The organism is Sphingopyxis sp. YF1 (genome assembly GCF_022701295.1).
In the GTDB taxonomy this organism is placed as follows: Bacteria; Pseudomonadota; Alphaproteobacteria; order Sphingomonadales; family Sphingomonadaceae; genus Sphingopyxis.
In genome coordinates this window covers 923,376-943,874 of record NZ_CP033204.1, presented here as the reverse complement: position 1 = coordinate 943,874, position 20,499 = coordinate 923,376, and the positions used below count along the sequence as shown (strand labels likewise).

Genomic DNA, 20,499 nt, shown 5'->3' with positions numbered 1-20,499 from the left:
AGGATAGTGCCGCCCGTTGCCTGTTGTTATCTCGATGCCTCAACCCGCCGCTCCGAAGTGCCGGACATGCGTCGCGGCAGCCCTTCGGCGGGCTGAATCTCGCGGGCGCTATAGACCCGCTTGCCGCTTGCCTCAAGCATCTCTAACACTATTTTGCGGCTGGCAAATCTGCCCGCCCCAAACGCGACCGTTCCGTACGGACGGCTCCTTCTGCAAAAGACCCATTCTCCCATGACCGACGACGAAATCCTCGCCGAATTCCGCGCCGCGGACGCCCTGCTCCAGGGGCATTTCCTGCTCTCTTCGGGGCGGCACAGCGAATATTATCTCCAGTGCGCGCGCGTGCTGATGGACACCGAGCGCGCCGGCCGCCTCGCGATCGCCCTCGCCGCGAAACTGCCGCGCGACCTCAAGCAGGCGATCGACATCGTGGTCTCGCCCGCGATGGGGGGCGTCATCATCGGCCATGAAATGGGCCGCGCGCTCGGCAAGCCCGCGATCTTCGTCGAGCGTCCGACCGGGACCTTCGAACTGCGCCGCGGCTTCACGATCGCACCGGGCGCGAAGGTGCTGATGGTCGAGGATGTCGTCACCACCGGCCTGTCGTCGTGCGAAGCGATGGCCTGTGTCGCCGCGGCTGGGGGCGAAGTGGTCGCCGAAGCCGCGCTCGTCGACCGTTCGGCCGGAAAGGTCGAACTCGGCGTCCCCTTCTATCCGCTCGTCGCGATCAATTTCCCGACATATGACGCGGACGATCTGCCCGACCATCTCGCCGGGACCGCCGCGATCAAACCGGGGAGCCGGGCCGCTTGACCCGGCGCCTTCGCCTCGGGGTCAACATCGACCATGTCGCGACGATCCGCAACGCACGCGGCGGCGAGCATCCCGATCCGGTGCGTGCGGCCGAGATCGTCGCCGCGGTCGGCGGCGACGGCATCACCGCGCACCTGCGCGAGGACCGGCGCCACATCCGCGACGACGATCTTGCGCGCATCCAGGCCGCGACCGACCTGCCGCTCAACCTCGAAATGGCGGCGACCGACGAAATGCTCGCAATCGCGCTGCGCCATATGCCGCACGCGGCATGCATCGTCCCCGAAAAGCGCGAAGAGCGCACGACCGAGGGCGGGCTTGATGCCGCGGGGCAGCATAATCACCTCGCGCCGATCGTCGCCCGGCTGTCCGACGCGGGCATTCGCGTCAGCCTGTTCATCGAGCCCGACCCGCGCCAGATCGAGGCGGCGATGCGGCTGCGCGCGCCGGTGGTCGAGTTCCACACCGGCCGCTACGCGCACGTCGAGGGCGAGGAGCGCGCCGCCGAACTCCGCCGCATCGCCGACGCGGCCGCGCTCGCGTGGAAGAATGGTATCGAGCCGCACGCCGGGCACGGGCTCACCTATGACAATGTCATCCCCATCGCTGCGATCCCGCAACTCGCCGAACTCAACATCGGCCATTATCTTATCGGCGAGGCGATCTTTACAGGCCTCGAAGACGCGGTGCGCCAGATGCGCGACCTGATGGACGAGGCGCGCGGGTGATCATCGGCCTCGGCTCCGACCTGTGCAACATCGAGCGGATCCAGAATTCGCTCGACCGCTTTGGCGAACGTTTCGAGCAACGCGTCTTCACCGACGTCGAGCGCGCCAAGGCGGCGCGGCGGCCGTTCACCCGCGCAGGAACCTATGCCAAGCGCTTTGCCGCGAAAGAGGCTTTTTCAAAAGCCGTTGGCACCGGGTTCAAGCGCGGGGTGTTCATGAAGGACATCGGGGTCGTCAACGCGCCTTCGGGCGCGCCGACGCTGGCGCTGACCGGCGGCGCCGCCGAACGGCTGGCGGCGATGATCCCGGCGGGACACAGTGCGCACATCCATCTGACGCTGACCGACGACCATCCGTGGGCGCAGGCCTTCGTCATCATCGAAGCAATCAGGGACTGACATGGCGAAGGGCACAAGCAAGGACGAGGGCAGCTGGGGCAAATTGATCCGCGACATTGCGGTAATCCTGCTGCTCGTGCTGGGCATTCACAGCTGCGCGGCCAAGCCCTTCTATATTCCGTCCGATTCGATGATGCCGGTGCTGCGCAACGGCGACCGCCTGCTGGTGAGCAAATATCCCTATGGCTGGTCCTACGCCTCGGTCAGCTTCCACCTCGCGCCGAAGATCGAGGGCCGCCTGTTCGGCAAGCTTCCTGAGCGCGGCGACATCGTCGTGCTCGAGCATCCCGAAACGCGGGTCGACTATATCAAGCGCGTGATCGGCCTGCCCGGCGACACGATCGAGATGCGCCGCGGCGTGCTGATCATCAACGGCAAGCCGGTGAAGCGCGAACAGCAGCCCGACCTGCTGATCCCCGTCGACCCCAACACGCCCTCGCACGGCGACCGCGGCTTCAGCGCGCTCGATCGCTTTATCACGCGCGACACGCAGGGCCGCGAAACGCTGGCGCTGCCGATCGTGCGCGAAGCGCTCCCCGGCGGTGCGAGTTACGACACGATCGACATGGGCCCGACGAGCAACGACGAATATGGACCGAAGAAGGTGCCCGCGGACCATCTCTTCCTGATGGGCGACAACCGCGACGGCAGCGCCGACAGTCGCGTGCCCAGCGAGATGCTCGGCCTCGGCGGTCCGGTGCCTTTCGACACGATCGCGGGCCGCGCCGAAATCGTCACCTTCTCGACCGACGGCACCGCCCGATGGTATAATCCGCTGAGCTGGTTCCAGGCGCTTCGGTCGGGGCGCGCGGGAACCGATCTGCGCCCCGCGCGTCAGGAGACGAACAGCAGGGAGTGAGGCCATGGCGGAGAGCGACGCGAAAGCCAGGGCAAGCGCCGAAGCCCCCGGCCCGACCGAGATCCGCAGCCAGCTCGTCCGCACCGAATTGCTGAAGGCCAGCGCGTGGCTCGGCCTCGCGCTGCTGATCGGCATCTGCATCGTCCTGATCCAGCCGATCCTGCTGATCTTCGCCGGTATCGTCGTGGCCGCGATGCTCGATGGCGGCACGCGGCTGCTCGGGCGCATCCTTCCGATCGGACGCGGCTGGCGACTCGCGCTGGTCTGCCTTTCGCTCGTCGCCTTCCTCGGCTGGACGATATTGTTCGCCGGATCACAGATCGCCGACCAGGTCGCGACGCTGCAGACCGTCATCATGGCGCAGGTCGAACGCATCGCCGCCTGGGCCAGCGAGCACGGCATGGGTAATGTCCAGCTCGACGCCAAGACGATCACCGAAAATCTGGCCGGCACCGTCGGGCGCGTCACCGCCGCGGTCGGATCGGTGGTCGGCGCGCTGACCAGCCTGGTGATGATCGTCGTGCTGGGCATCTTCATCGCGATCGAACCGCGGCTCTACGAACGCGGGGTCGCGTGGATGCTGCCGCTGAAGAGCCGCGAGAATTTCTACATCACGACCGCGCGCATGGGGTTTACGCTTCGCCGGTTGATGGCGGGGCGACTGCTCGGCATGGCGGTCGAGGGGGTCGGAACATGGCTCGCGTGCCTTGCGGTCGGCATCCCGATGGCGGCGCTGATGGGGCTGCTCACCGGCCTGCTCGCCTTCATCCCCAATATCGGTGCGATCGTCTCGGGCATCCTGCTCGTGCTCGTCGGTTTCTCGGCAGGCACCGACACCGGCTTCTGGGCGATCGCCATCTATTTCGTCGTCCAGACCGTCGACGGCTACCTGATCGTGCCGATGGTCGCCAAGCAGACGGTCGACCTCGCCCCCGCGCTGGTGCTCGGCGCGCAGATCCTGCTCGGCGCGCTGCTCGGGCTGCTCGGCCTCGCGCTCGCCGACCCGATCGTCGCGATGATCAAGGTCGCGCTCGAACGCGAAGCCGAGCGCAACGCGCGATCGGGGACCGGAACCAGGGCGGGGGCCGCGTAAAGCCCGGCAGCCCGCAACCGGGGCGATTGCCAAACAAAAGAAAGCGGCGACAGGATCGATCGATCCTGCCGCCGCTTTCTTTTTCAAGTCTTGCGAATGCTGGCTCAGGGCTGCGGCGGAACCGCGCCCGGCGGCGGCGCCCCGGGCGCCCCCTGCTGCTGCATCATCATCTGCTGTTGCTGCATCATCTGCTGCATCGCACGAACTTCGGCTTCGGTCTTGAAGTCGATCAGTTCGACGTCGAAGTGCAGCGTGCTGCCGGCCGGGATCGGGCCATTGTCCCTGTCGCCATAGCCCAGCGCCGCCGGAATCACGATCTTGTACTTGCCGCCCTTCTTCATCCGCGTCAGCGCTTCGGAAAAGCCGGGAACGACCTGCGACACCTGCATCGGTGCCTGCTCGTTGGCGTCGAAGACGGTACCGTCGTCGAGCTTGCCTTCATATTTCACGAGCACGACATCGGCGCGCGTCGGGCTGTTGCCGGTGCCTTCCTTGACGACCTCGAAGCCGATGCGCGGGGTCGATTTGACCGCGAAGCCGATCGCCGCGACGATCAGCGCCGCAACGCCGAACCACATCAGCCACAACCCGCTCTTGCTCACCGGACGCAATGGAACCGTCGTCACGCTCATCGTCTGATCCTTCCCCTGCCCCCGCAAGATTTCCGGCGGAGCAAATATCGCGCTCGCCTATAGGCGGAGCGGCGCGGAGCGGTCCAGAGACATTCTGCGCCCCGGTGAAACGAAAAGGGGCGCCGCGTTGCCGCAGCGCCCCATTTTCGATCAGGATCCCGAACGGGATGGACGGCTTACTTGATGCCGTCGCGCTCCATCCGCTTGCGCTCCATCTTGCGGGCGCGGCGAACGGCGGCGGCGCGCTCGCGCGCACGCTTCTCGCTGGGCTTCTCGTAGTGACGGCGCAGCTTCATCTCGCGATACACGCCCTCACGCTGCAGCTTCTTCTTGAGCGCGCGAAGGGCCTGGTCGACATTATTGTCGCGAACGATGATCTGCATACGCCGTGTCGTCTCCTGTTCGTCAAACGGCCTACATCCCCGGCTCGTATCCGGTTCGCCATAGGTCGCCGATATTCGGGCAATAAAAAGAGCGCCGCAAGCAAGCGACGTTCCGATGGAGCGCCACTAGAGGGATTCGCGGCCGAATGCAAGCCCCTGCGCGGCGGCAGGGGCGCAAAACCGGCCTATTGCCCCCCGCGACGGCGCGCGTCGGGCACCTCTGGGGCGGCGCCCGGCTGCTGGGTCGCGAGCGGCAGCGGCGAGATTCCCACGCCGAACAGCCGCCACTTGCCGTTAAACCATTGAAATTCGAAATCGAAGGCAATCGCCGTCGGACGCAGGCCAAAGCTTCCGCGCACCCGGAGGACGTTCCCTGCCCCCACCTGCGCCGGTCCGTTGTACACGGGGGCAAGCAGCAGGCTGTTCGACAGGTCGACGCGATTCTCGCGCAGAGAGCCGAAGATCTGTGCCAGCCGCGCGGGATCGTTGGCGATCTGGAAGGCCGGCGAACTGATGTCGCGCAGCACCGAATAATTGCCCGACTGGTTGGCATGGTCGATCGCAGCGATCGTCGACCAGATCAGCTTCGCCAGTTCGAGGTCGCCCGGAACGGGCATCGCCGCAGCGGGCGGCGCGGCGGCAGCCCCGGTCTGCGCCTGCACCGGCCCGGCAAGCGCCAGCAGCGCAACGCCGGACAGCGAAAAGGCGGCCCGCTTCAAAGCGCGAGCCGAAAGAATGATGCTGTCCATAAATTCCATCATGAAAGGGCGATGCTCCCTTGGCAAGGAGCATCGCCCGTCTTCATTCGTGGCTTACCAGACGACCTGGAAGCCGCCGCGTGCGCCGATCTCGCCCGAGTCGAAGCCCGCGCCGACACCGGCCGAGAAGGTCGCCTTCTCGCTGATGCGCGCGGTCATCGCGATCGAGCCCGCGGTCCGGTCGTTATAATAACCGATACCGCCCGACATGCCGAACTTGGCGTCGGCGGGCAGCGCCGGGGTTTCCATCGACAGCGCCAGCGCGACGCCTTCGTTGGCGAGGCGCGCCTGGCGGCGGTTCTCGTCCGACTGCGCGAACAGCGTGCCAATCTGGCTGGTGTGCGTCGCGGTCAGCGTCTGCAGCGCAGCGATATTGGCGTTCTGCGTCGCGTTGACCCCCTGGATCGCCGTGATGGCGGCGCTGTTGGCGGCAACGCCCGCAGTGTTCGCCGCAATGGCGGTCCGCACCGTCGGGTCGCGGCCGACGACGCCGTTGGCATCGACGGTCATCACATCGGTCGCGCCGGTCTGCGCGGCGGTGCTGGCGGCGATGTCGCCGACGCGAACCGCGCTGCCCGCGCCGCCGAGTGCGACCTGGTTCGCCGCGGTCGCGGTGGCTCCGAAACCAAGCGCGGTCGAATTGTCGAACGCTGCATTGGCATTCTTGCCGACCGCCGTCGCGTTGACGCCGGCGGCATTCGCCTGATGACCGGCGGCAAGGCTGAGGTTGCCCGAGGCGACCGCCTGCCAGCCGAAGGCCTGCGCACCGCGGCCCGAGGCCACCGATTCGCCGCCGACGGCGGTCGAGTGGAAGCCCGAGGCAACCGCATTGTCGCCGACGGCGACGGCGTCCTCATCCGACGCGACGGCGAAATTGCCGATCGCGGTCGAGGTCAGACCCGACGCGCTCGCGCTTTTGCCGAACGCCGAGCTGTTATCGCCCGACGCGCTCGCCTGATGCCCCGACGCCACGCTCAGCGCGCCGGTAGCCGAAGCCTGCCAGCCGAACGCCTGCGCACCACGGCCCGAAGCCACCGATTCGGCGCCGACGGCGGTCGAATGGAAGCCCGAGGCATTGGCGAACTGGCCGAAAGCAGTGGCATCCTCATCCGTTGCCTGCGCGCCCGTTCCGATCGCCGAGGCGCCGGCGCCGCTCGCATTGGCGCTCACGCCAACGGCGATCGCTTCCGTCCCCGAAGCCGAGGAGTTCGAGCCGACGGCCGTCGACAGGTCGCCGGTCGCCGAGGCGAGTTCGCCGACCGCACTCGAGAACGCACCCGACGCAGTCGAGAAGGAACCGACCGCGGTGGACGCGAGACCGGTCGCCTGCGCGCTGCTGCCGTTGGCGACGCTGAACGACCCCGAGGCCACGGCGCCGGCGCCGGTTGCGGTGTCGTCCTGACCGGTGGCCTGCGCATTGTCACCCACTGCGACTGCGCGCGTTCCCGACGCCACCGCCTGACGCCCCGTCGCAACGCTGAAATCGCCCGAGGCGGCCGACTGCCAGCCGAACGCCTGCGCGCCGCGGCCCGAAGCCGCCGATTCCCCGCCAACGGCGGTCGAGTGAAAGCCCGTCGCTTGGGCGAGATCGCCGATCGCGACAGCATCTTCGTCCGTCGCCGATGCACCGCTGCCGATCGCGACGCTGGTCTGGCCGGTCGCGGTCGTGTTGCGGCCAACCGCAGTGCTGCGATTGTCGGCGGTCGCGTTCTGACCGACCGCGGTCGAACCGGTGTTCGTCGCCGATGCGTTCGAACCCACGGCGGTCGAACCGTTGCCGGTGACCGACGCATTCACGCCGCAGGCCAGCTGCGTATTGTTGCTGGATGACGCCCCGCCGTCGGTATCACCCGCCGAGGCGACGCCGTCGCCGTCGGTATCGAGCAAACATTCGGCCGCCTGCGCGGGCGCCGCCGCGAAAGCCGCATAGGCCGCCAGCGCCATCGCCGACGCGGACAGTTTTACCATATAACGCATTTCCCACACTCCCCATAAACACGGGCAGCAAGAGGGCTGCACCGTGAAATCCGATGCGCCGCATTACCGATATGGCGAGAATGGCCGGGTCGGACCACGCACAGACGCATGTCGGCGGACCACTTTGCCTCTGTTCGGACAAATGATGTGATCCCGCAGCTTCGACCCTGATTCGATGGTGGCCGCTAACGTCCCGCACGTCAACGCTTTATCGACATTCTCGACCAATTCGTCGCGCGTGACCCGCCGTGCGCAGCGGGATTGTGCCAGCCCCCGCGACTGTGGCATAGGTAGCGGAACGAAACCGACAGACCATGGACAGAGGATCAGGCGATGGCGACTCAGCTCAAGCGCAACAGCAAATATAGCGAAGCCGAATGGACCGCACGGCAGGAACTCGCCGCGTGTTACCGCATCTTTGCGATGATGGGCTGGGACGAGATGATCTTCAACCATATCACGGTGAAGCTGGAGGATCAGGAAGGCGCCTTTCTGATCAATCCCTATGGCATGCATTTCAGCGAAGTCACCGCGTCGAGCCTGATCAAGATCGACATCGACGGGAACAAGCTGGACGAGGACAATCCCTGGCACGTCAACAAGGCGGGCTTCGTCCAGCACAGCCTGTTCCACCGCGTCCTGCCCGACGCGCATGCGATCATTCACACCCACACCACCGCGACGATGGCGGTGTGCGGGCTCGAGGGTGGGTTGCAGCCGACGAACTTCTATGCCTGCAACTTCATGGGCCAGCTCGCCTATCATGACTTCGAAGGCATCACGGTGCGCGAGGAAGAAGGGGTGCGGCTCGTCGAGCATCTGGGTGACAAACGCATCCTGATGCTGCGCAACCATGGCCCCGTCGTGATGGGCAAGTCGCTGACCGACGCCTTCATCAAATATTGGGCGCTACAGCGCGCGTGCGAGATTCAGCTCGCGACGATGAGCATGGGAAAGCCGATCCTGATCAGCGACGACGTGGTCAAGGTCCACCAGCGCGACCTCTATATGGCGCAAATCCCTGGGCGTCAGTCGGGCAAGGCCGAATTCGACGCGATGGTACGCAAGGTCGACAAGATCGACACGAGCTGGCGCGATTGAAATCTTCACCGCGTCACTGCGAGCGCAGCCGACGAAGCAATCCGGAGCGGCGCAACGCCCGGGGGCCTTCGATCGCGTCGCTTCGCTCGCCGTGACCCGGTGGAAGAGGAGACGCGTGCTTTTGCATCGACCTTCGACTAGAGCGGCTGCATGACGCGCTTTTCGGTCAACGACCGCCCGGTCGAATATCGCATGGACCCCGAAACGCCCCTGCTGTGGGCGCTGCGCGATGCGTCGAACCTGACCGGCACCAAATATGGCTGCGGCACCGGCGAATGCGGCGCCTGCACCGTCGACATCGACGGCGAGGCGATCCGAAGTTGCCTCGTCACCATCGCCGAGTGCGAGGGACGTTTCGTCACGACGATCGAAGGCCTTGCCCGCGACCGCAGCCACCCGGTGCAGCAGGCGTGGGTGGCCGAACAGGTGCCGCAATGCGGCTTCTGCCAATCGGGTATGATCATGGCCGCCGCCGCCCTGCTGCGCACCAACAGCAGCCCCAGCGATGCCGAGATCGACGCGGCGATGACGAACATCTGCCGCTGCGGCACCTATCCGCGTATTCGCGGCGCGATCAGGCGCGCCGGGCGCGTCCTGCGCGGAGAAGAGCGGATCGCCGCCGCGCCGCCACCGGGTATCCGTCCGCAGGATGCCGCCGGCGCCGTGCCTGCGATGCGCGCCCCCCCGGAACGCTGACCATTGCCGTTCATCTAGCTGAACCGCAGGCAACATCGCGGTTCAGCGGTGACTCATCTTGTCCGCGGTAATTTTCCCTTCATCTTCCCGGTCGGCCGCCCGCCGCCCATGGGACCCGTGTTCGGAGAATGACGATGAAGAAGATTATCGGAGGGCTGCTGATCGCCGCGACGATGCTGACCCCGATCACGCCGGTGCTCGCACAAGCGCGCGAAGGCCAGCAATATGCCCAACGCGGTGACCGCGGGGATCGCGGCAATCGCGGCCCCAACGCCGACCGCAGCAACCGCGGCGGCGAACCGCGCGCGCAGCGCCAGCCGCGCACCGAGCGACCGCAGGTGCAACGCCAGCAAGGCCAGCAGCAACCGCGCCGCGACTGGTCCGGCAATCGTGACCGCGCCGCGCCGCAGGTGCGCCGCGACCGCAGCGGCGAGGTCCAGCGTCAGCAGGCGCAACGCCAGCAGTGGCAGCGCGACCGCAACCGCACCTATGATCGCAACCGCGACGGCCGGGTCGACCGCCAATGGGATCGCAACCGCAACGGTCAGGTCGATCGCCAATGGGACCGCAACCGCAACGGTCAGGTCGATCGCCGCTATGACCGTAACCGCAACGGCAACCTCGACCGACGCTGGGATCGCAACAACGACAACCGCGTCGACCGCCGCTGGGACCGCGATCGCAATGGCTATGTCGATCGCCGCTATCGCGACAACAACCGCGGCAATCACTGGAACCGCGACTGGCGCAGCGATCGCCGCTATGACTGGCGCAATTACCGCGACCGGAATCACAGCTATTACCGCCTGCCGCGCTATTACAACCCCTATCGCGGCCGTGGCTATTCGCGCTTCAGCATCGGCTTCACGCTCGGCTCGCTCTACTATGGCCAGCGTTACTGGATCAACGACCCCTGGTACTATCGCCTGCCGCCGGCCTACGGCAACTACCGCTGGATCCGCTACTATGACGACGCCCTGCTGGTCGACGTCTACTCGGGCCAGGTGGTCGACGTGATCTACGATTTCTTCTGGTAATTCCTTTCGGTTACCAGACGACAAACTGAAGGGGCCGGTTCGCCGGCCCCTCTTTTTATGCGCTTGCCCTCCCCCGCGTGCCGCGCCACCATGGCGCGACAAGACAGGGGAGAATTCCATGCGCAAACTGGGACTGGCCGCCGCGGCGACGCTGGCGCTGCTTGGCAGCGAGGCCGATGCCAAGACCACCGTCATCTACGCCGGCCGCGTGATCGTCGATCCCGACAAGCCGGCGCTCGGCGCCTCGACCGTGACCGTCACCGACGACCGCATCGTCTCGATCGACGCAGGCCGGACGCCAGCGCCCGCGGGCACCGAGGTCGTCGACCTCGGCGACAGGACACTGCTCCCCGGGCTGATCGACCTCCACGTCCATCTGACCGGCGATCCCGGGGGCGATTTCCGCAGCGAAGCGGTCGACCCCGACGAATGGGGTGTCGTCGTCGGCGTCAAAAACGCCGCGATCACGCTGCGCGCGGGCTTCACCACCGTGCGCGAGGCAGGATCGGCGCAATATAGTGCCTTCTCGCTGCGCCGCGGCACCACCGCCGGCTTCATCGAAGGACCGCGCATCATCGCCGCGGGCCCGGCACTGTCGATCGTCGGCGGGCACGGCGACGTCACCGGCTTTCGCGAGGACGTCCACGACGTGCTCGATCAAGGCTATACCTGCACCGGACCGGTCGAATGCGCCGAAAAGGTGCGCAAGGCCTCGCGCGCCGGCGCCGACATCATCAAGATCACCGCAACCGGCGGGGTCCTATCGCAGCAGGGTCGCGGGCTCGGCGGCCATTTCAGCAAGCCCGAACTCGAAAGCATCGCGACCACCGCGCATTCGCTCGGACTCAAGGTGATGGCACACGCCCACGGCGCGCGCGGAATCGAGGATGCAGCCGCGGCAGGGATCGACACGATCGATCATGGCACCTTTGCCGACGACGCGGCGCTCAAGGTGATGAAGGCCAAGGGCACCTATCTCGTCCCGACGCTGATGGCATTCGAGGGCGTTCGCGAGCGCCTCGGCAAGGGCATCTATACCCCGACGGTCGAGGAAAAGGTCCGCATGACAATGGGCATCGTCGGCCAGGCGGTCGGCAAGGCAAAGGCGCTCGGCGTCCCCGTCGCCTTCGGCACGGACGCCGGAGTGTTCGAGCACGGCCGCAATGGAGGGGAATTTGCGCTGCTCGTCAAGAACGGCCTGACCCCACGTGAAGCCGTCGCTGCCGCGACCACCGTGGCGGCGCGCGCGCTGTCGATGGAAAACGAGATCGGGCGCATCGCACCCGGCATGTCGGCCGACATGATCGCCGTGGCGGGCGATCCGCTGAGCGATGTCACGACGCTTGAAAAGGTCGACTGGGTGATGGCGCGCGGCCGCATCGCCGATTAGCTTTCGGCGGCGAAGGACGAGGCCCAACGGGTTTGGAACGAGGAGGAATCGTCAGGCGGCGCGGTCGATCCGCTGCGGCAATGTCGTGCCGGGACGCGGCGGCGGCACCCCGCCGATCAGCGCCGCGATCTCGACCGTTTCAGCAAAGCGGACGCCGACGCGGTGCTGCTCGGACCAGCGCGCCTCGGCGTCCAGCACCAGATCGGGTGCGAATTCGAGGCGGAATCCCGTCCCTTCGGGCACGTTCCACAGCCCCTCGATCAGCGCACCGCGCGTCGACACATTGCGCACGATCACTTCGTAGCGATGTCCGCCGCTTTCGGCGTGGATCGCGCGAAAGGTCCGGCTGCGCGGCTCGCGCGCGCTCTTGTACCCCTGTGCGATGGCGCGCCCCTCACCCGTACGGAGCAACGCCCTTGCTTCGGCAAGATCCATCGGCTTTCCATAGATATAACCCTGAACATGACTGCACCCCAGACCGCGGATCAGCTCGAGATCGTCGTGGGTCTCCACCCCCTCGGCAGTCGTCTCCATCCTGAGCGCGGCCGCGAGGCTGACGATCGAAGAGATGATCGCGGCATTCATGCCACCCGGATCGGCGGCGCCGCGCACGAAGCTCTGGTCGATCTTGATCTTGTCGAACGGCGCCTTTTTCAGATAGCCGAGCGCCGAATAGCCGGTGCCGAAATCGTCGAGCGCGAGCCGCACGCCGGTGCGCTTCAGTCGCTGGAACATCTCGAGATTCTCGGGACTTTCGTCGAGGAACACCCCCTCGGTAATCTCCAGTTCGAGCTGTTCGGGGCGGATGCCCGCCGCCGACACCGCACTCATGATCGTCGCGGGCAGCTTGTCGTTGGCAAACTGGCGCGGCGAGACGTTGACCGCGACGCGATACCCCGGCCCCAGCTGCGCGATCGCCGCGCAGGCCGAGCGGATGATCCATTCGCCGATCGGTACGATCAGGTTCGAATCCTCCGCCACCGGGATGAACTTCGACGGGCTGATCACGGCCTCGTTCCCCCGTTGCCAGCGGATCAGCGCCTCGAACCCCGTGATGCGCTCGCTCGCGACGTCGACGATCGGCTGATAGGCGAGCTTCAGCTCGTCCCTTGCCAGCGCTTCGCGCAGGGCATCCTCGATCGCCCTTCGCTCGCTCGCCTGATCGTGCATCGCATCGGCGAAGAAACGATAGACCCCGCGTCCCGCATCCTTGGCCGCATAGAGCGCGAGGTCGGCGTTGCGCACGAGCGCCGATGCGGACACGCCTGCTCCATCCGACACCGCGATGCCGATCGACGACCCGATGCGCACCTGCTCGCCTTCGATCGCAAAGGGCTGCGCAAGGCTGAGGATGATCGCATTGGCGATCGCGCCCAGCCGGTCGGGGTGAGTGACCTGCGGCAGCACGATCTGGAATTCATCGCCGCCGAGGCGCCCGACCTGCCCCGTGTCGCCGATGACCTGCGTCAACCGGCCTGCGACCTGCCGGAGCAGCTGGTCGCCGACCGGGTGACCGAGCGTGTCGTTGACAGCCTTGAAGCGATCGAGGTCCATCAGCAGCAGCGCGCAGGGCTGCGGCTGGCCGATGTGTCCCTTGAGCGCACGTTCGAGCAGGTCGGTGATGTGGAGCCGGTTGGCGAGCCCGGTGAGGACGTCGTAGCGCGCGAGCTGGTTGATCTCGCGCTCGGACTTTTTCTTTTCGGTGAGGTCGGTGCCACTGCCGCGAAAGCCCTGGAAATTGCCGAGCTCGTTGCTGATCGGATGGCCCGAGATCGACCACCAGCGTTCCTCGTCGGACAAGGCCGCCTGCACCGTCAGCTCCTTGAAGGGCGTGCGCGAGGACAGGCTGAAGCCGAGCGTGCGCTCCTCACTCTCGTCGTTGCCGACGCGCTTGCGGATGAGGTCGGTGAAAGGCTTGCCGATCAGCTCGCCCGACGTCCGGCCAAGCTTCGCAGCGACGGTCGGCGAAAGATAGACGAGGTGGCCGTGGCGGTCGGTTTCCCAGAACCAGCCGCGCCCGGCACGCTCGAAATCGCGGACGAGGTTGAGCGCGCGCTGCTGGTCGCTGACCAGCTTCCGCTGGGCACGCCGCGAACGCTGCTGATGCCGCGTATCCTCGCGCACCATCACGATCAGAAGCGCAAGAAAGATCATCGCAGCGAGCGCGAAAGGCACCGATCCCTTGCCGATCGCCCCGCCGAGCGCGGTGGCGCCCGCAAAGGCGAAGAAGGCGGGACGCGCGATCGCGACCGCCGCCGCCGCAACGAGGATCGCACCGACCCGGATCGCCGAAAAGGCATCGAGATAAGGCATGCCGTCGTCGAGCCCCGAGGTCGTGAACATCGCAATGCTGGTCGCCAGCGTTCCGGCGGCAATCAGCAGCATCGCGGCAAGACACCAGAGTCCGATGCGCCCCGGCGGACCGCGCCGCCGGGCGCGCGACAGCTGTCCCATCACCGTCAATATCAGGTCGCAGGCAATGCCGAAGCCGAGCAGCAGCCATTGCGACGGCCGGTCGAAAAAGCCGGGGAGCCCCGGAAAGAAGGCGCAGGCGAAATAGACGACGACACGACTGACGAGGACGTAGTGCCAGAGTTCGGCGACGCGCGTCAGGCGCGCGACGAATTCCGGCGAATCGAAAAGCGATTCATCGGCTTGCGCATCGCTGACCACCGGCCGCACTATGACCCGCTTCAACCCCAATCCCGCCATTCCCGTCATCTCGGTCTTCGTGCGATTCTGTGTCAGACAGTGGTTTCCAAAACCTTATCTCGCTCGCCCCGTAAAATCCCGCGATTGCTCCATAATGGGAGGGATTGGGTTTTTGTTCGAAACGGGTTATGCTCGCCATATGCCAGCCGTACGCCTCTTGCCGCCGAACCAGTTTTTCGACCGTGACGAATGGGCCTCGATCACGCGCGTGTCGCCGTGGCGCGGCATATGGCTCGTTGCGCATGGCTGGATCGTCAGTATCGCGGTGGTCGGCGTCGCGGCCTGGCTGGCGAATCCGCTCGGCTGGCTGGCAGCCGTCATCCTCGTCGGCGGGCGCCAGCTCGGCTTCGCCATCCTGATGCACGACGCGGCGCATGGCGCGCTGCACCCGAATCGCAAGGTCAATAATCTCCTCGGCGACTGGCTGACCGGCGCGGCGGTAGGATCGGACCTGATCGCCTACCGCACCTATCACCTCCAGCACCACAAATTCACCCAGCAAGCCGAAGATCCCGACCTCGCGCTCTCGAAACCCTTCCCCACCACCCGCGCCAGCCTGGGACGCAAGGTGCTGCGCGACCTGACCGGCCAGACTTTTTTCAAGCAGCGCGTCGCTCAGTTCGGCTTTGCCATCGTCGGGCTGAAGGCGATGCTGCGCGGCGAAAAGGCAGACCGGAAGGGCGCGAGCACGCGCGCCGGCACGCCGTTCAACAAACAGTCGGACGACGGCGTCACCGCGCCGACGGTCGATGCCGCAGGCGCGATCGCTGTGACGCGCGCGGTCGGGCGCTTTCTGATCGTGCAGGCTGTGCTGCTCGCGCTCTCACTCGCGTTTTACGGCTGGGCGCCGTATTTGTTGTGGTTGGGGGGACTGGTGACGACGTTCCAGCTTTACCTGCGGATCCGCAACATCGCCGAGCATGCGTGCACGACGACGGGCAGCGACGATCCGTTCAGCCACGCGCGCACGACGCGCGCCGGCTGGCTGGCGCGCGCGACGGTCGCGCCCTATTGGGTCAATTACCACGCCGAGCATCATCTGTTCATGGGCGTGCCCTGCTATCGCCTGCCCGCGGTGCACGCCGCGCTCGGGCGCGCGGGCAAGCACGGCGCGATGACGATCGCGCCAAGCTACGCCGCGGTGCTGCGTCAGGTGACCGCGGTCCCCGCCCCCGCCTGACCGGCGCGGCGCAGCAGCCCTTCGGCGAGCCAGCATCCGAGCCAGCCGCCCAGCGCCGCCATCGCCGCCGCCTCGCCCAGACGGCCGAGCACGGCTTCGCTGAGCCCGGTGAAGCTGGCGCCTGCCGCGACCAGCGCGAGCGCATCGGCCTCGTCGCCGGAGAGGCTGCGGAACTGCGGCTGGTCCGCGTGCCGCCAGACGAGGATCGTCGCGGGTTCGCCGAGGCGCGCCGCCGCAGGCGGTTCCTCGCCCGCCTCGAGCGCGTTCCAGATCGCCGCGATATTGAAGGAGACGCCCACGACCTGCGCCGACGGGACGAGCGCCAGCGGCGCGTCGATCCAGCCGTCGCCGAGCGCGCCGACGGCTGCGGCATCGAGCGGATCGGCATCGGGCGCATCGAAGGCGTCGCGCAACGCCCAGTCGAGCCGCGCCAGTTCGGCGAGTTCGCCGTCGCCCGGATAGCGAAGCGCGAGGAAATCGGCGAAACCACCGCCATAATAGCGCAGATTGCGCGTCGTCGACGGATGGGCATCGACGAAGGCGCCGGCGAGCCGTCCGAACTGCTCTTCGCCGAGATAAAGATGCAGCCGCTCGTAATGGTCGGCGAGAATGCCGGTGACGCTGGCGCGGTAATTGTTGCGGTAGATGTCGAGCCGCCGCGCCGCGCCGACGCGATTGTCGTCGACGATCAGCCGTTCGGCCGCCGCGTCGCCGCGCATCACCCCGGCAAGGAACAGCGCCTGCATATCGCGCAGCGCCTCAGCCATGCGCGGTCGCCGGGCTGCGCAGCGCTTCATCGGCCACGGCGCGCGCGCGGTCGAGTTCGCCGACGACCTCGGCGAGCGGCGGGATGTCGTCGTCGCGCTCGATCATCGTCGCGACCGGCCCGAACATCGCGATCGCGCGCGCATAGAGGTCCCACACGGCATCGCACACATCATGATCGTGGGTGTCGATGACATAGTCGCCCATGTCGCTGTGTCCCGCCAGATGCACCTGCTGGATGCGGCCCGCGGGCAACCCGGCGAGATAGTCGACCGGATCGAAGCCGTGATTGCGCGCGCTGACGTAGATATTGTTGACGTCGAGCAGCAGCAGGCAGTCGGCGCGTTCGGCCATGTCGGCGAGAAAATCCCATTCGGTGCGGTCCGACGAACGGAAGGTGACGTAACTCGACGGGTTTTCGATGAGGATGCGCCGGCCGAGACGGTCCTGCACGCGCGCGATATTGTCGACGACGCAGGCAAGCGCAGGGGCATCATAGGGCAGCGGCAGAAGGTCGTGCGTGTTGTGCGCGTTGAGCCCCGTCCAGCACAGATGGTCGGACACCCACAGCGGCTCGACGCGGTCGGCCAGCGCCTTGAGGTCGGCGAGATAGGCCATGTCGAGCGGCTCGTCCGAGCCGATCGACAGCGAAACGCCGTGCAGCGCGATCGGATAGTCGCAGCGGATGCGGTCGAGCATCGCCATCGGCCGGCCGCCGGGAACCATGTAATTTTCGGAGATGACCTCCAGCCACTCGACCCGCTGCGGGCCCGCGAGGAAGTCGGGATAGTGGACGGGGCGCAATCCCAGCCCGAAACCGGGCGAGGCGATGGTCCTGCAATCGGCGTCACGCATGGCCTGTTCCGTTCGAACGGGGACCCCGGCGGCCGCCTCGCGAACGCCGGGGTCCCCCTCGATCATCGATCGCCGCGCTCAGAGGCTCGCGATCGTCTTGAAGCCCGAAGCGCCGCAGCCGCCCCCGGCCTTGCAGCTGCTCGCGTCTTCCTTGGCGTCGGCCTTGCCCTTGCAGCTGTTGGCGTCGGTCTTTTTCGCGTCGGCCTTGCAGCCCGAAGCGCCCTTGCAGCTATTCGCGTCGGTCTTCGTCGCGTCGGCCTTGCAGCCCGAAGCGCCCTTGCAGCTGTTCGCATCGGTCTTCGTCGCGTCGGCCTTGCAGCCCGCGGCGCCCTTGCAGCTGTTCGCATCGGTCTTCTTCGCGTCGGCCTTGCAGCCCGAAGCGCCCTTGCAGCTGTTCGCGTCGGTCTTCTTGGCGTCGGCCTTGCAGCCCGAAGCCCCCTTGCAGCTGTTCGCGTCGGTTTTTGCCGCATCGGTTTTCGTCGCGTCGGTTTTGGCCGCATCGGTCTTCGCCGCGTCGCCCTTGCAGCTGTTGGCATCGTAATAGGCGCCGCCGGCGGCCGAAGCGTCGGCGGCAATCGCGGCGCTCGAAAGCGCGATGGCGGTCGCCGATGCGGCGATCAGCCCGGCAAGCTTGTTGCTGGTCATGAAATTTCCCTTCCCTTTGGTTGTCCAATCAAGGTGGAGCGGCGACTCACCGTTCCCCGGTCTTTTTTCACACGAGCCCGGGGCATAGTGGCATGATCGCGATCACAGGCGAAACAATATTCGGCCGGCCCCGCGAGCACAGGCCCGGGCCCGGCGAAGCGGCCTCACGATCAAGCGTCGTTCGGCCCGAAGGGGCTATTGCCCCTGCCCGTCCGAGCGAAACCGGCCCGCCGCGCGGTCCTTGGTCGTCGTCGCGGGGTCGAAGATCATGCCGTTCATCGCGACATAGACGCCCGGCGGCAGCGTCTGCACCGCGGCGAGCGCGAAACCGACGTTGAATTCGGCATCGCTCGCGCGCACCGACGCGGGCTGCATCGCGCCGGTCAGTACGATCGTCTTGCCCGCGATTCCCGCCAGCACGCGCCCGGTGACGACCATCGTGTCGGTGCCATGGGTGACGAGGATATGCGCCGCGTCGCTCGCCGCGACCGCAGCGCGGATCGTCTCGCGATCGGCGTCGTCGAGTTCGAGGCTGTCCTTGCGCATCAGCTGCGTGACGCGGTGCGCGACGTGGACATTGTTCTCGCGCAGCATGTCGGGGATCGCCGCGGGCCCGATCTGGAACTCGCTGAGCGCGTCGAAATAGACCTTGTCGATCGTTCCGCCGGTGGTGAAGATGTCGATCATTGCTTTCGTCCTGTCTGCCTGGGCATCCAACCCACCCCGTTCGCCCTGAGCTTGTCGAAGGGCCGTTCTTTCATTCCACGCGGCAAGAAGGACGGTGCTTCGACAAGCTCAGCACGAACGGAGCATGGGCAACTCCGTTCGGGCCGTATCGGCTTATGCCAAAGCCTCGGCAATCAGCCGCCGCGTATTGTCGATCCCGAACAGCGCGATGAAGCTGCCCATGCGCGGGCCCGCGCTCGACCCGAGCAGCGTTTCGTAGAGCGCCTTGAACCAGTCGCGCAGCGCGGCGAAGCCATAGGCTTCGTCCTTGCCGATCTCGTAGACGATATTCTGGATATCGTCGGCCGAGGCGTCCGCGGGCAGCGCCGCGAGCCGCTCGTCGAGCGTCCTCAGCGCCGCGCCCTCGCCGCCCTGCGGCTTGCGGCGCTTGAGCGTCGGCGCGACATAGTCGCGGTTATACGCCATCGCATTGTCGATCAGGCGATCGAGTTCGGGATATGTGGCGGCATCGGCGCCCTCGACATATTGGCCGAGATAGCGCCAGATCTGCTCCTTCGACGCGTCGGCGCCCATCACCCCGACAAGATTGAGCAGCAGGCCGAAGGTCACCGGCAGCGCCGCCGCCGGCACATCCTCGCCGCGCGCGACATGGACATGATGCACGGGGTTGCCGAGCTTCTTGTCGCCTTCCTGCGCCGGATAATTGCCGCGCATCTGGAGATATTCGTCGACCGCCTTGGGAATGACGCCGATGTGGAGCTGCTTCGCCGCCTTGGGCTCGCGGTACGCGAAAAAGGCGAGGCTTTCCTCGCTGCCGTACGAGAGCCATTGTTCGAGGCTGAGGCCATTGCCCTTCGACTTCGAAATCTTCTCGCCCTTTTCGTCGAGGAACATTTCGTAGATCAGACCTTCGGGCTTTTGCCCGCCCAGCGCGCGCGCGATCTTGCCCGACTGCGTGCCGCTGTCGGTCAGGTCCTTGCCGTACATTTCGTAATCGACGCCCAATGCGACCCAGCGCATCGCCCAGTCGACCTTCCATTGCAGCTTGGCGCCGCCGCCGAGGATCGAGTGGGTGATCGTCTCGCCCTCGTCCTCGAACGACACCAGCCCCTTGTCGGCGTCGACAACGGTCACCGGCACCTGCAGCACGATGCCCGACTTCGGGCTGACCGGCAGGACCGGCGAATAGGTGGCAGCGCGCTCGGCGCGCAGCGTCGGCAGCATGATGTCGAGGATGTCCTGATTGTGGCGCAGGACATTCTTCAGCGCCTCGTCGAAGGCGCCCGACCTGTAGCGCTCGGTCGAGCTGACGAATTCATAGTCGAAGCCGAAGCGGTCGAGAAATTCGCGCAGCATCGCATTGTTGTGATGCGCAAAGCTTTCATACTTGCCGAAGGGATCGGGGATCGCGGTCAGCGGCTTGCCGAGATGGCTCGCGAGCATCTCCTTGTTCGGGATATTGTCGGGGACCTTGCGCAGCCCGTCCATGTCGTCGCTGAACGCGACAAGGCGCGTCGGGGTGCCACCGGTCAGCGTCTCATAGGCGCGGCGGACCATCGTCGTGCGCAGCACTTCGTTGAAGGTGCCGATGTGCGGCAGGCCCGAGGGACCATAGCCGGTCTCGAACAGCACCGGATCGCCACCGGGCTTGCCCTGCGGATAGCGTTTGACCAGCTTGCGCGCTTCCTCGAACGGCCAGGCCTTGGACGTTTGCGCGGGTTGGCGCAGCGAAGGGTCGAGATGCAAGTCGGTCATGCCGCGCGCCATAGCGGCAAGCGGCGACGAATCGA

20 protein-coding genes are annotated in these 20,499 nt (G+C 66.4%); 10 read left to right on the top strand and 10 right to left on the bottom strand.

The genetic code is table 11. The features are described from left to right. Positions 1–231 precede the first annotated feature (231 nt). From pyrE to EAO27_RS04590, 5 genes are read left to right on the top strand one after another with little or no spacing between them, the layout of a single operon-like run. On the top strand, positions 232–813 hold the full coding sequence (pyrE, locus tag EAO27_RS04610; RefSeq protein WP_242777561.1) for an orotate phosphoribosyltransferase: 582 nt from the start codon (positions 232–234) through the stop codon (positions 811–813). Next, positions 810–1,541, top strand: coding sequence for a pyridoxine 5'-phosphate synthase (locus tag EAO27_RS04605; protein WP_242777559.1), 732 nt, complete (start codon positions 810–812; stop codon positions 1,539–1,541). Before pyrE ends, EAO27_RS04605 begins: the two co-directional genes overlap by 4 nt. Next, positions 1,538–1,939: a holo-ACP synthase gene (gene acpS, locus EAO27_RS04600; RefSeq protein WP_242777558.1), complete on the top strand. Its 402-nt coding sequence runs from the start codon at positions 1,538–1,540 to the stop codon at positions 1,937–1,939. The genes EAO27_RS04605 and acpS overlap by 4 nt, the downstream gene beginning before the upstream one ends. Before the next feature lies 1 nt (position 1,940). Beyond that, positions 1,941–2,798: a signal peptidase I gene (gene lepB / locus EAO27_RS04595; protein WP_242777556.1), complete on the top strand. Its 858-nt coding sequence runs from the start codon at positions 1,941–1,943 to the stop codon at positions 2,796–2,798. A gap of 4 nt (positions 2,799–2,802) precedes the next feature. After that, a complete protein-coding gene (locus EAO27_RS04590; protein WP_242777554.1) occupies positions 2,803–3,891 on the top strand; it encodes an AI-2E family transporter in 1,089 nt (362 codons plus the stop codon). A gap of 104 nt (positions 3,892–3,995) precedes the next feature. On the opposite strand, the gene EAO27_RS04585 is transcribed toward EAO27_RS04590, so the two are convergent. From EAO27_RS04585 to EAO27_RS04570, 4 genes are all read right to left on the bottom strand, one after another. Continuing rightward, entirely contained in the window at positions 3,996–4,523 is a 528-nt protein-coding gene (locus tag EAO27_RS04585) for an FKBP-type peptidyl-prolyl cis-trans isomerase (protein ID WP_242777552.1), read from the bottom strand. A 176-nt stretch (positions 4,524–4,699) separates the two neighbouring features. Then, positions 4,700–4,906, bottom strand: coding sequence for a 30S ribosomal protein S21 (rpsU, locus tag EAO27_RS04580; RefSeq protein ID WP_003047635.1), 207 nt, complete (start codon positions 4,904–4,906; stop codon positions 4,700–4,702). A gap of 185 nt (positions 4,907–5,091) precedes the next feature. Then, on the bottom strand, positions 5,092–5,667 hold the full coding sequence (locus EAO27_RS04575) for a hypothetical protein (RefSeq protein WP_242777550.1): 576 nt from the start codon (positions 5,665–5,667) through the stop codon (positions 5,092–5,094). A gap of 51 nt (positions 5,668–5,718) precedes the next feature. Further along, positions 5,719–7,632: a YadA-like family protein gene (locus tag EAO27_RS04570; RefSeq protein WP_242777548.1), complete on the bottom strand. Its 1,914-nt coding sequence runs from the start codon at positions 7,630–7,632 to the stop codon at positions 5,719–5,721. A gap of 342 nt (positions 7,633–7,974) precedes the next feature. Here EAO27_RS04570 and EAO27_RS04565 point away from each other — a divergent pair, with 342 nt between their 5' ends. The 4 genes from EAO27_RS04565 (at position 7,975) to EAO27_RS04550 (ending at position 11,865) form a co-directional block, all read left to right on the top strand. Further along, on the top strand, positions 7,975–8,742 hold the full coding sequence (locus tag EAO27_RS04565) for a class II aldolase/adducin family protein (RefSeq protein ID WP_242777546.1): 768 nt from the start codon (positions 7,975–7,977) through the stop codon (positions 8,740–8,742). A 150-nt stretch (positions 8,743–8,892) separates the two neighbouring features. Next, on the top strand, positions 8,893–9,438 hold the full coding sequence (locus EAO27_RS04560; protein WP_242777544.1) for a (2Fe-2S)-binding protein: 546 nt from the start codon (positions 8,893–8,895) through the stop codon (positions 9,436–9,438). Between the two features lie 134 nt (positions 9,439–9,572). After that, positions 9,573–10,475 (top strand): RcnB family protein, encoded by a 903-nt coding sequence (locus EAO27_RS04555; protein ID WP_242777542.1) that lies wholly within the window; start codon positions 9,573–9,575, stop codon positions 10,473–10,475. Positions 10,476–10,593: 118 nt separating this feature from the next. Beyond that, positions 10,594–11,865 carry an amidohydrolase family protein gene (locus EAO27_RS04550; protein WP_242777540.1) on the top strand — a complete coding sequence of 424 codons (1,272 nt, stop codon included), beginning with the start codon at positions 10,594–10,596 and terminating at the stop codon, positions 11,863–11,865. 51 nt (positions 11,866–11,916) lie between these two features. Here the strand turns inward: EAO27_RS04550 and EAO27_RS04545 are convergent, their stop codons facing one another. Further along, positions 11,917–14,562 (bottom strand): GGDEF and EAL domain-containing protein, encoded by a 2,646-nt coding sequence (locus tag EAO27_RS04545; RefSeq protein WP_242777538.1) that lies wholly within the window; start codon positions 14,560–14,562, stop codon positions 11,917–11,919. 154 nt (positions 14,563–14,716) lie between these two features. Between EAO27_RS04545 and EAO27_RS04540 the strand changes: the two genes are divergently transcribed. After that, on the top strand, positions 14,717–15,757 hold the full coding sequence (locus EAO27_RS04540; RefSeq protein WP_242777536.1) for a fatty acid desaturase family protein: 1,041 nt from the start codon (positions 14,717–14,719) through the stop codon (positions 15,755–15,757). On the opposite strand, the gene EAO27_RS04535 is transcribed toward EAO27_RS04540, so the two are convergent. From EAO27_RS04535 to EAO27_RS04515, 5 genes are all read right to left on the bottom strand, one after another. Beyond that, positions 15,727–16,524 carry a putative DNA-binding domain-containing protein gene (locus tag EAO27_RS04535; RefSeq protein ID WP_242777534.1) on the bottom strand — a complete coding sequence of 266 codons (798 nt, stop codon included), beginning with the start codon at positions 16,522–16,524 and terminating at the stop codon, positions 15,727–15,729. The two genes, EAO27_RS04540 and EAO27_RS04535, sit on opposite strands and share 31 nt — an antisense overlap. Continuing rightward, the gene (locus EAO27_RS04530) at positions 16,517–17,377 is read right to left on the bottom strand and encodes a DUF692 domain-containing protein (protein WP_242777532.1); all 861 of its coding nucleotides are present in this window, start codon (positions 17,375–17,377) and stop codon (positions 16,517–16,519) included. Before EAO27_RS04530 ends, EAO27_RS04535 begins: the two co-directional genes overlap by 8 nt. Before the next feature lie 78 nt (positions 17,378–17,455). Continuing rightward, positions 17,456–18,022, bottom strand: a complete 567-nt coding sequence (locus tag EAO27_RS04525; protein ID WP_242777530.1) for a hypothetical protein — start codon at positions 18,020–18,022, stop codon at positions 17,456–17,458. Positions 18,023–18,217: 195 nt separating this feature from the next. Beyond that, positions 18,218–18,709, bottom strand: a complete 492-nt coding sequence (locus EAO27_RS04520) for an asparaginase domain-containing protein (RefSeq protein WP_242777528.1) — start codon at positions 18,707–18,709, stop codon at positions 18,218–18,220. A gap of 153 nt (positions 18,710–18,862) precedes the next feature. Next, positions 18,863–20,464, bottom strand: coding sequence for a lysine--tRNA ligase (locus EAO27_RS04515; protein ID WP_242777526.1), 1,602 nt, complete (start codon positions 20,462–20,464; stop codon positions 18,863–18,865). Between the last annotated feature and the right edge of the window lie 35 nt (positions 20,465–20,499).

Excerpts from the sequence above, each read along its gene's own strand:
- EAO27_RS04575 (WP_242777550.1), bottom strand. The coding sequence starts at position 5,667 with ATGATGGAATTTATGGACAGCATCATTCTTTCGGCTCGCGCTTTGAAG.
- pyrE (WP_242777561.1), top strand. The coding sequence starts at position 232 with ATGACCGACGACGAAATCCTCGCCGAATTCCGCGCCGCGGACGCCCTG.
- lepB (WP_242777556.1), top strand. The coding sequence starts at position 1,941 with ATGGCGAAGGGCACAAGCAAGGACGAGGGCAGCTGGGGCAAATTGATC.
- EAO27_RS04585 (WP_242777552.1), bottom strand. The coding sequence starts at position 4,523 with ATGAGCGTGACGACGGTTCCATTGCGTCCGGTGAGCAAGAGCGGGTTG.
- EAO27_RS04515 (WP_242777526.1), bottom strand. The coding sequence starts at position 20,464 with ATGACCGACTTGCATCTCGACCCTTCGCTGCGCCAACCCGCGCAAACG.
- EAO27_RS04590 (WP_242777554.1), top strand. The coding sequence starts at position 2,803 with ATGGCGGAGAGCGACGCGAAAGCCAGGGCAAGCGCCGAAGCCCCCGGC.
- EAO27_RS04520 (WP_242777528.1), bottom strand. The coding sequence starts at position 18,709 with ATGATCGACATCTTCACCACCGGCGGAACGATCGACAAGGTCTATTTC.
- EAO27_RS04570 (WP_242777548.1), bottom strand. The coding sequence starts at position 7,632 with ATGGTAAAACTGTCCGCGTCGGCGATGGCGCTGGCGGCCTATGCGGCT.
- EAO27_RS04535 (WP_242777534.1), bottom strand. The coding sequence starts at position 16,524 with ATGGCTGAGGCGCTGCGCGATATGCAGGCGCTGTTCCTTGCCGGGGTG.
- EAO27_RS04565 (WP_242777546.1), top strand. The coding sequence starts at position 7,975 with ATGGCGACTCAGCTCAAGCGCAACAGCAAATATAGCGAAGCCGAATGG.
- EAO27_RS04525 (WP_242777530.1), bottom strand. The coding sequence starts at position 18,022 with ATGACCAGCAACAAGCTTGCCGGGCTGATCGCCGCATCGGCGACCGCC.
- EAO27_RS04555 (WP_242777542.1), top strand. The coding sequence starts at position 9,573 with ATGAAGAAGATTATCGGAGGGCTGCTGATCGCCGCGACGATGCTGACC.
- rpsU (WP_003047635.1), bottom strand. The coding sequence starts at position 4,906 with ATGCAGATCATCGTTCGCGACAATAATGTCGACCAGGCCCTTCGCGCG.
- EAO27_RS04540 (WP_242777536.1), top strand. The coding sequence starts at position 14,717 with ATGCCAGCCGTACGCCTCTTGCCGCCGAACCAGTTTTTCGACCGTGAC.
- EAO27_RS04560 (WP_242777544.1), top strand. The coding sequence starts at position 8,893 with ATGACGCGCTTTTCGGTCAACGACCGCCCGGTCGAATATCGCATGGAC.
- EAO27_RS04550 (WP_242777540.1), top strand. The coding sequence starts at position 10,594 with ATGCGCAAACTGGGACTGGCCGCCGCGGCGACGCTGGCGCTGCTTGGC.
- EAO27_RS04530 (WP_242777532.1), bottom strand. The coding sequence starts at position 17,377 with ATGCGTGACGCCGATTGCAGGACCATCGCCTCGCCCGGTTTCGGGCTG.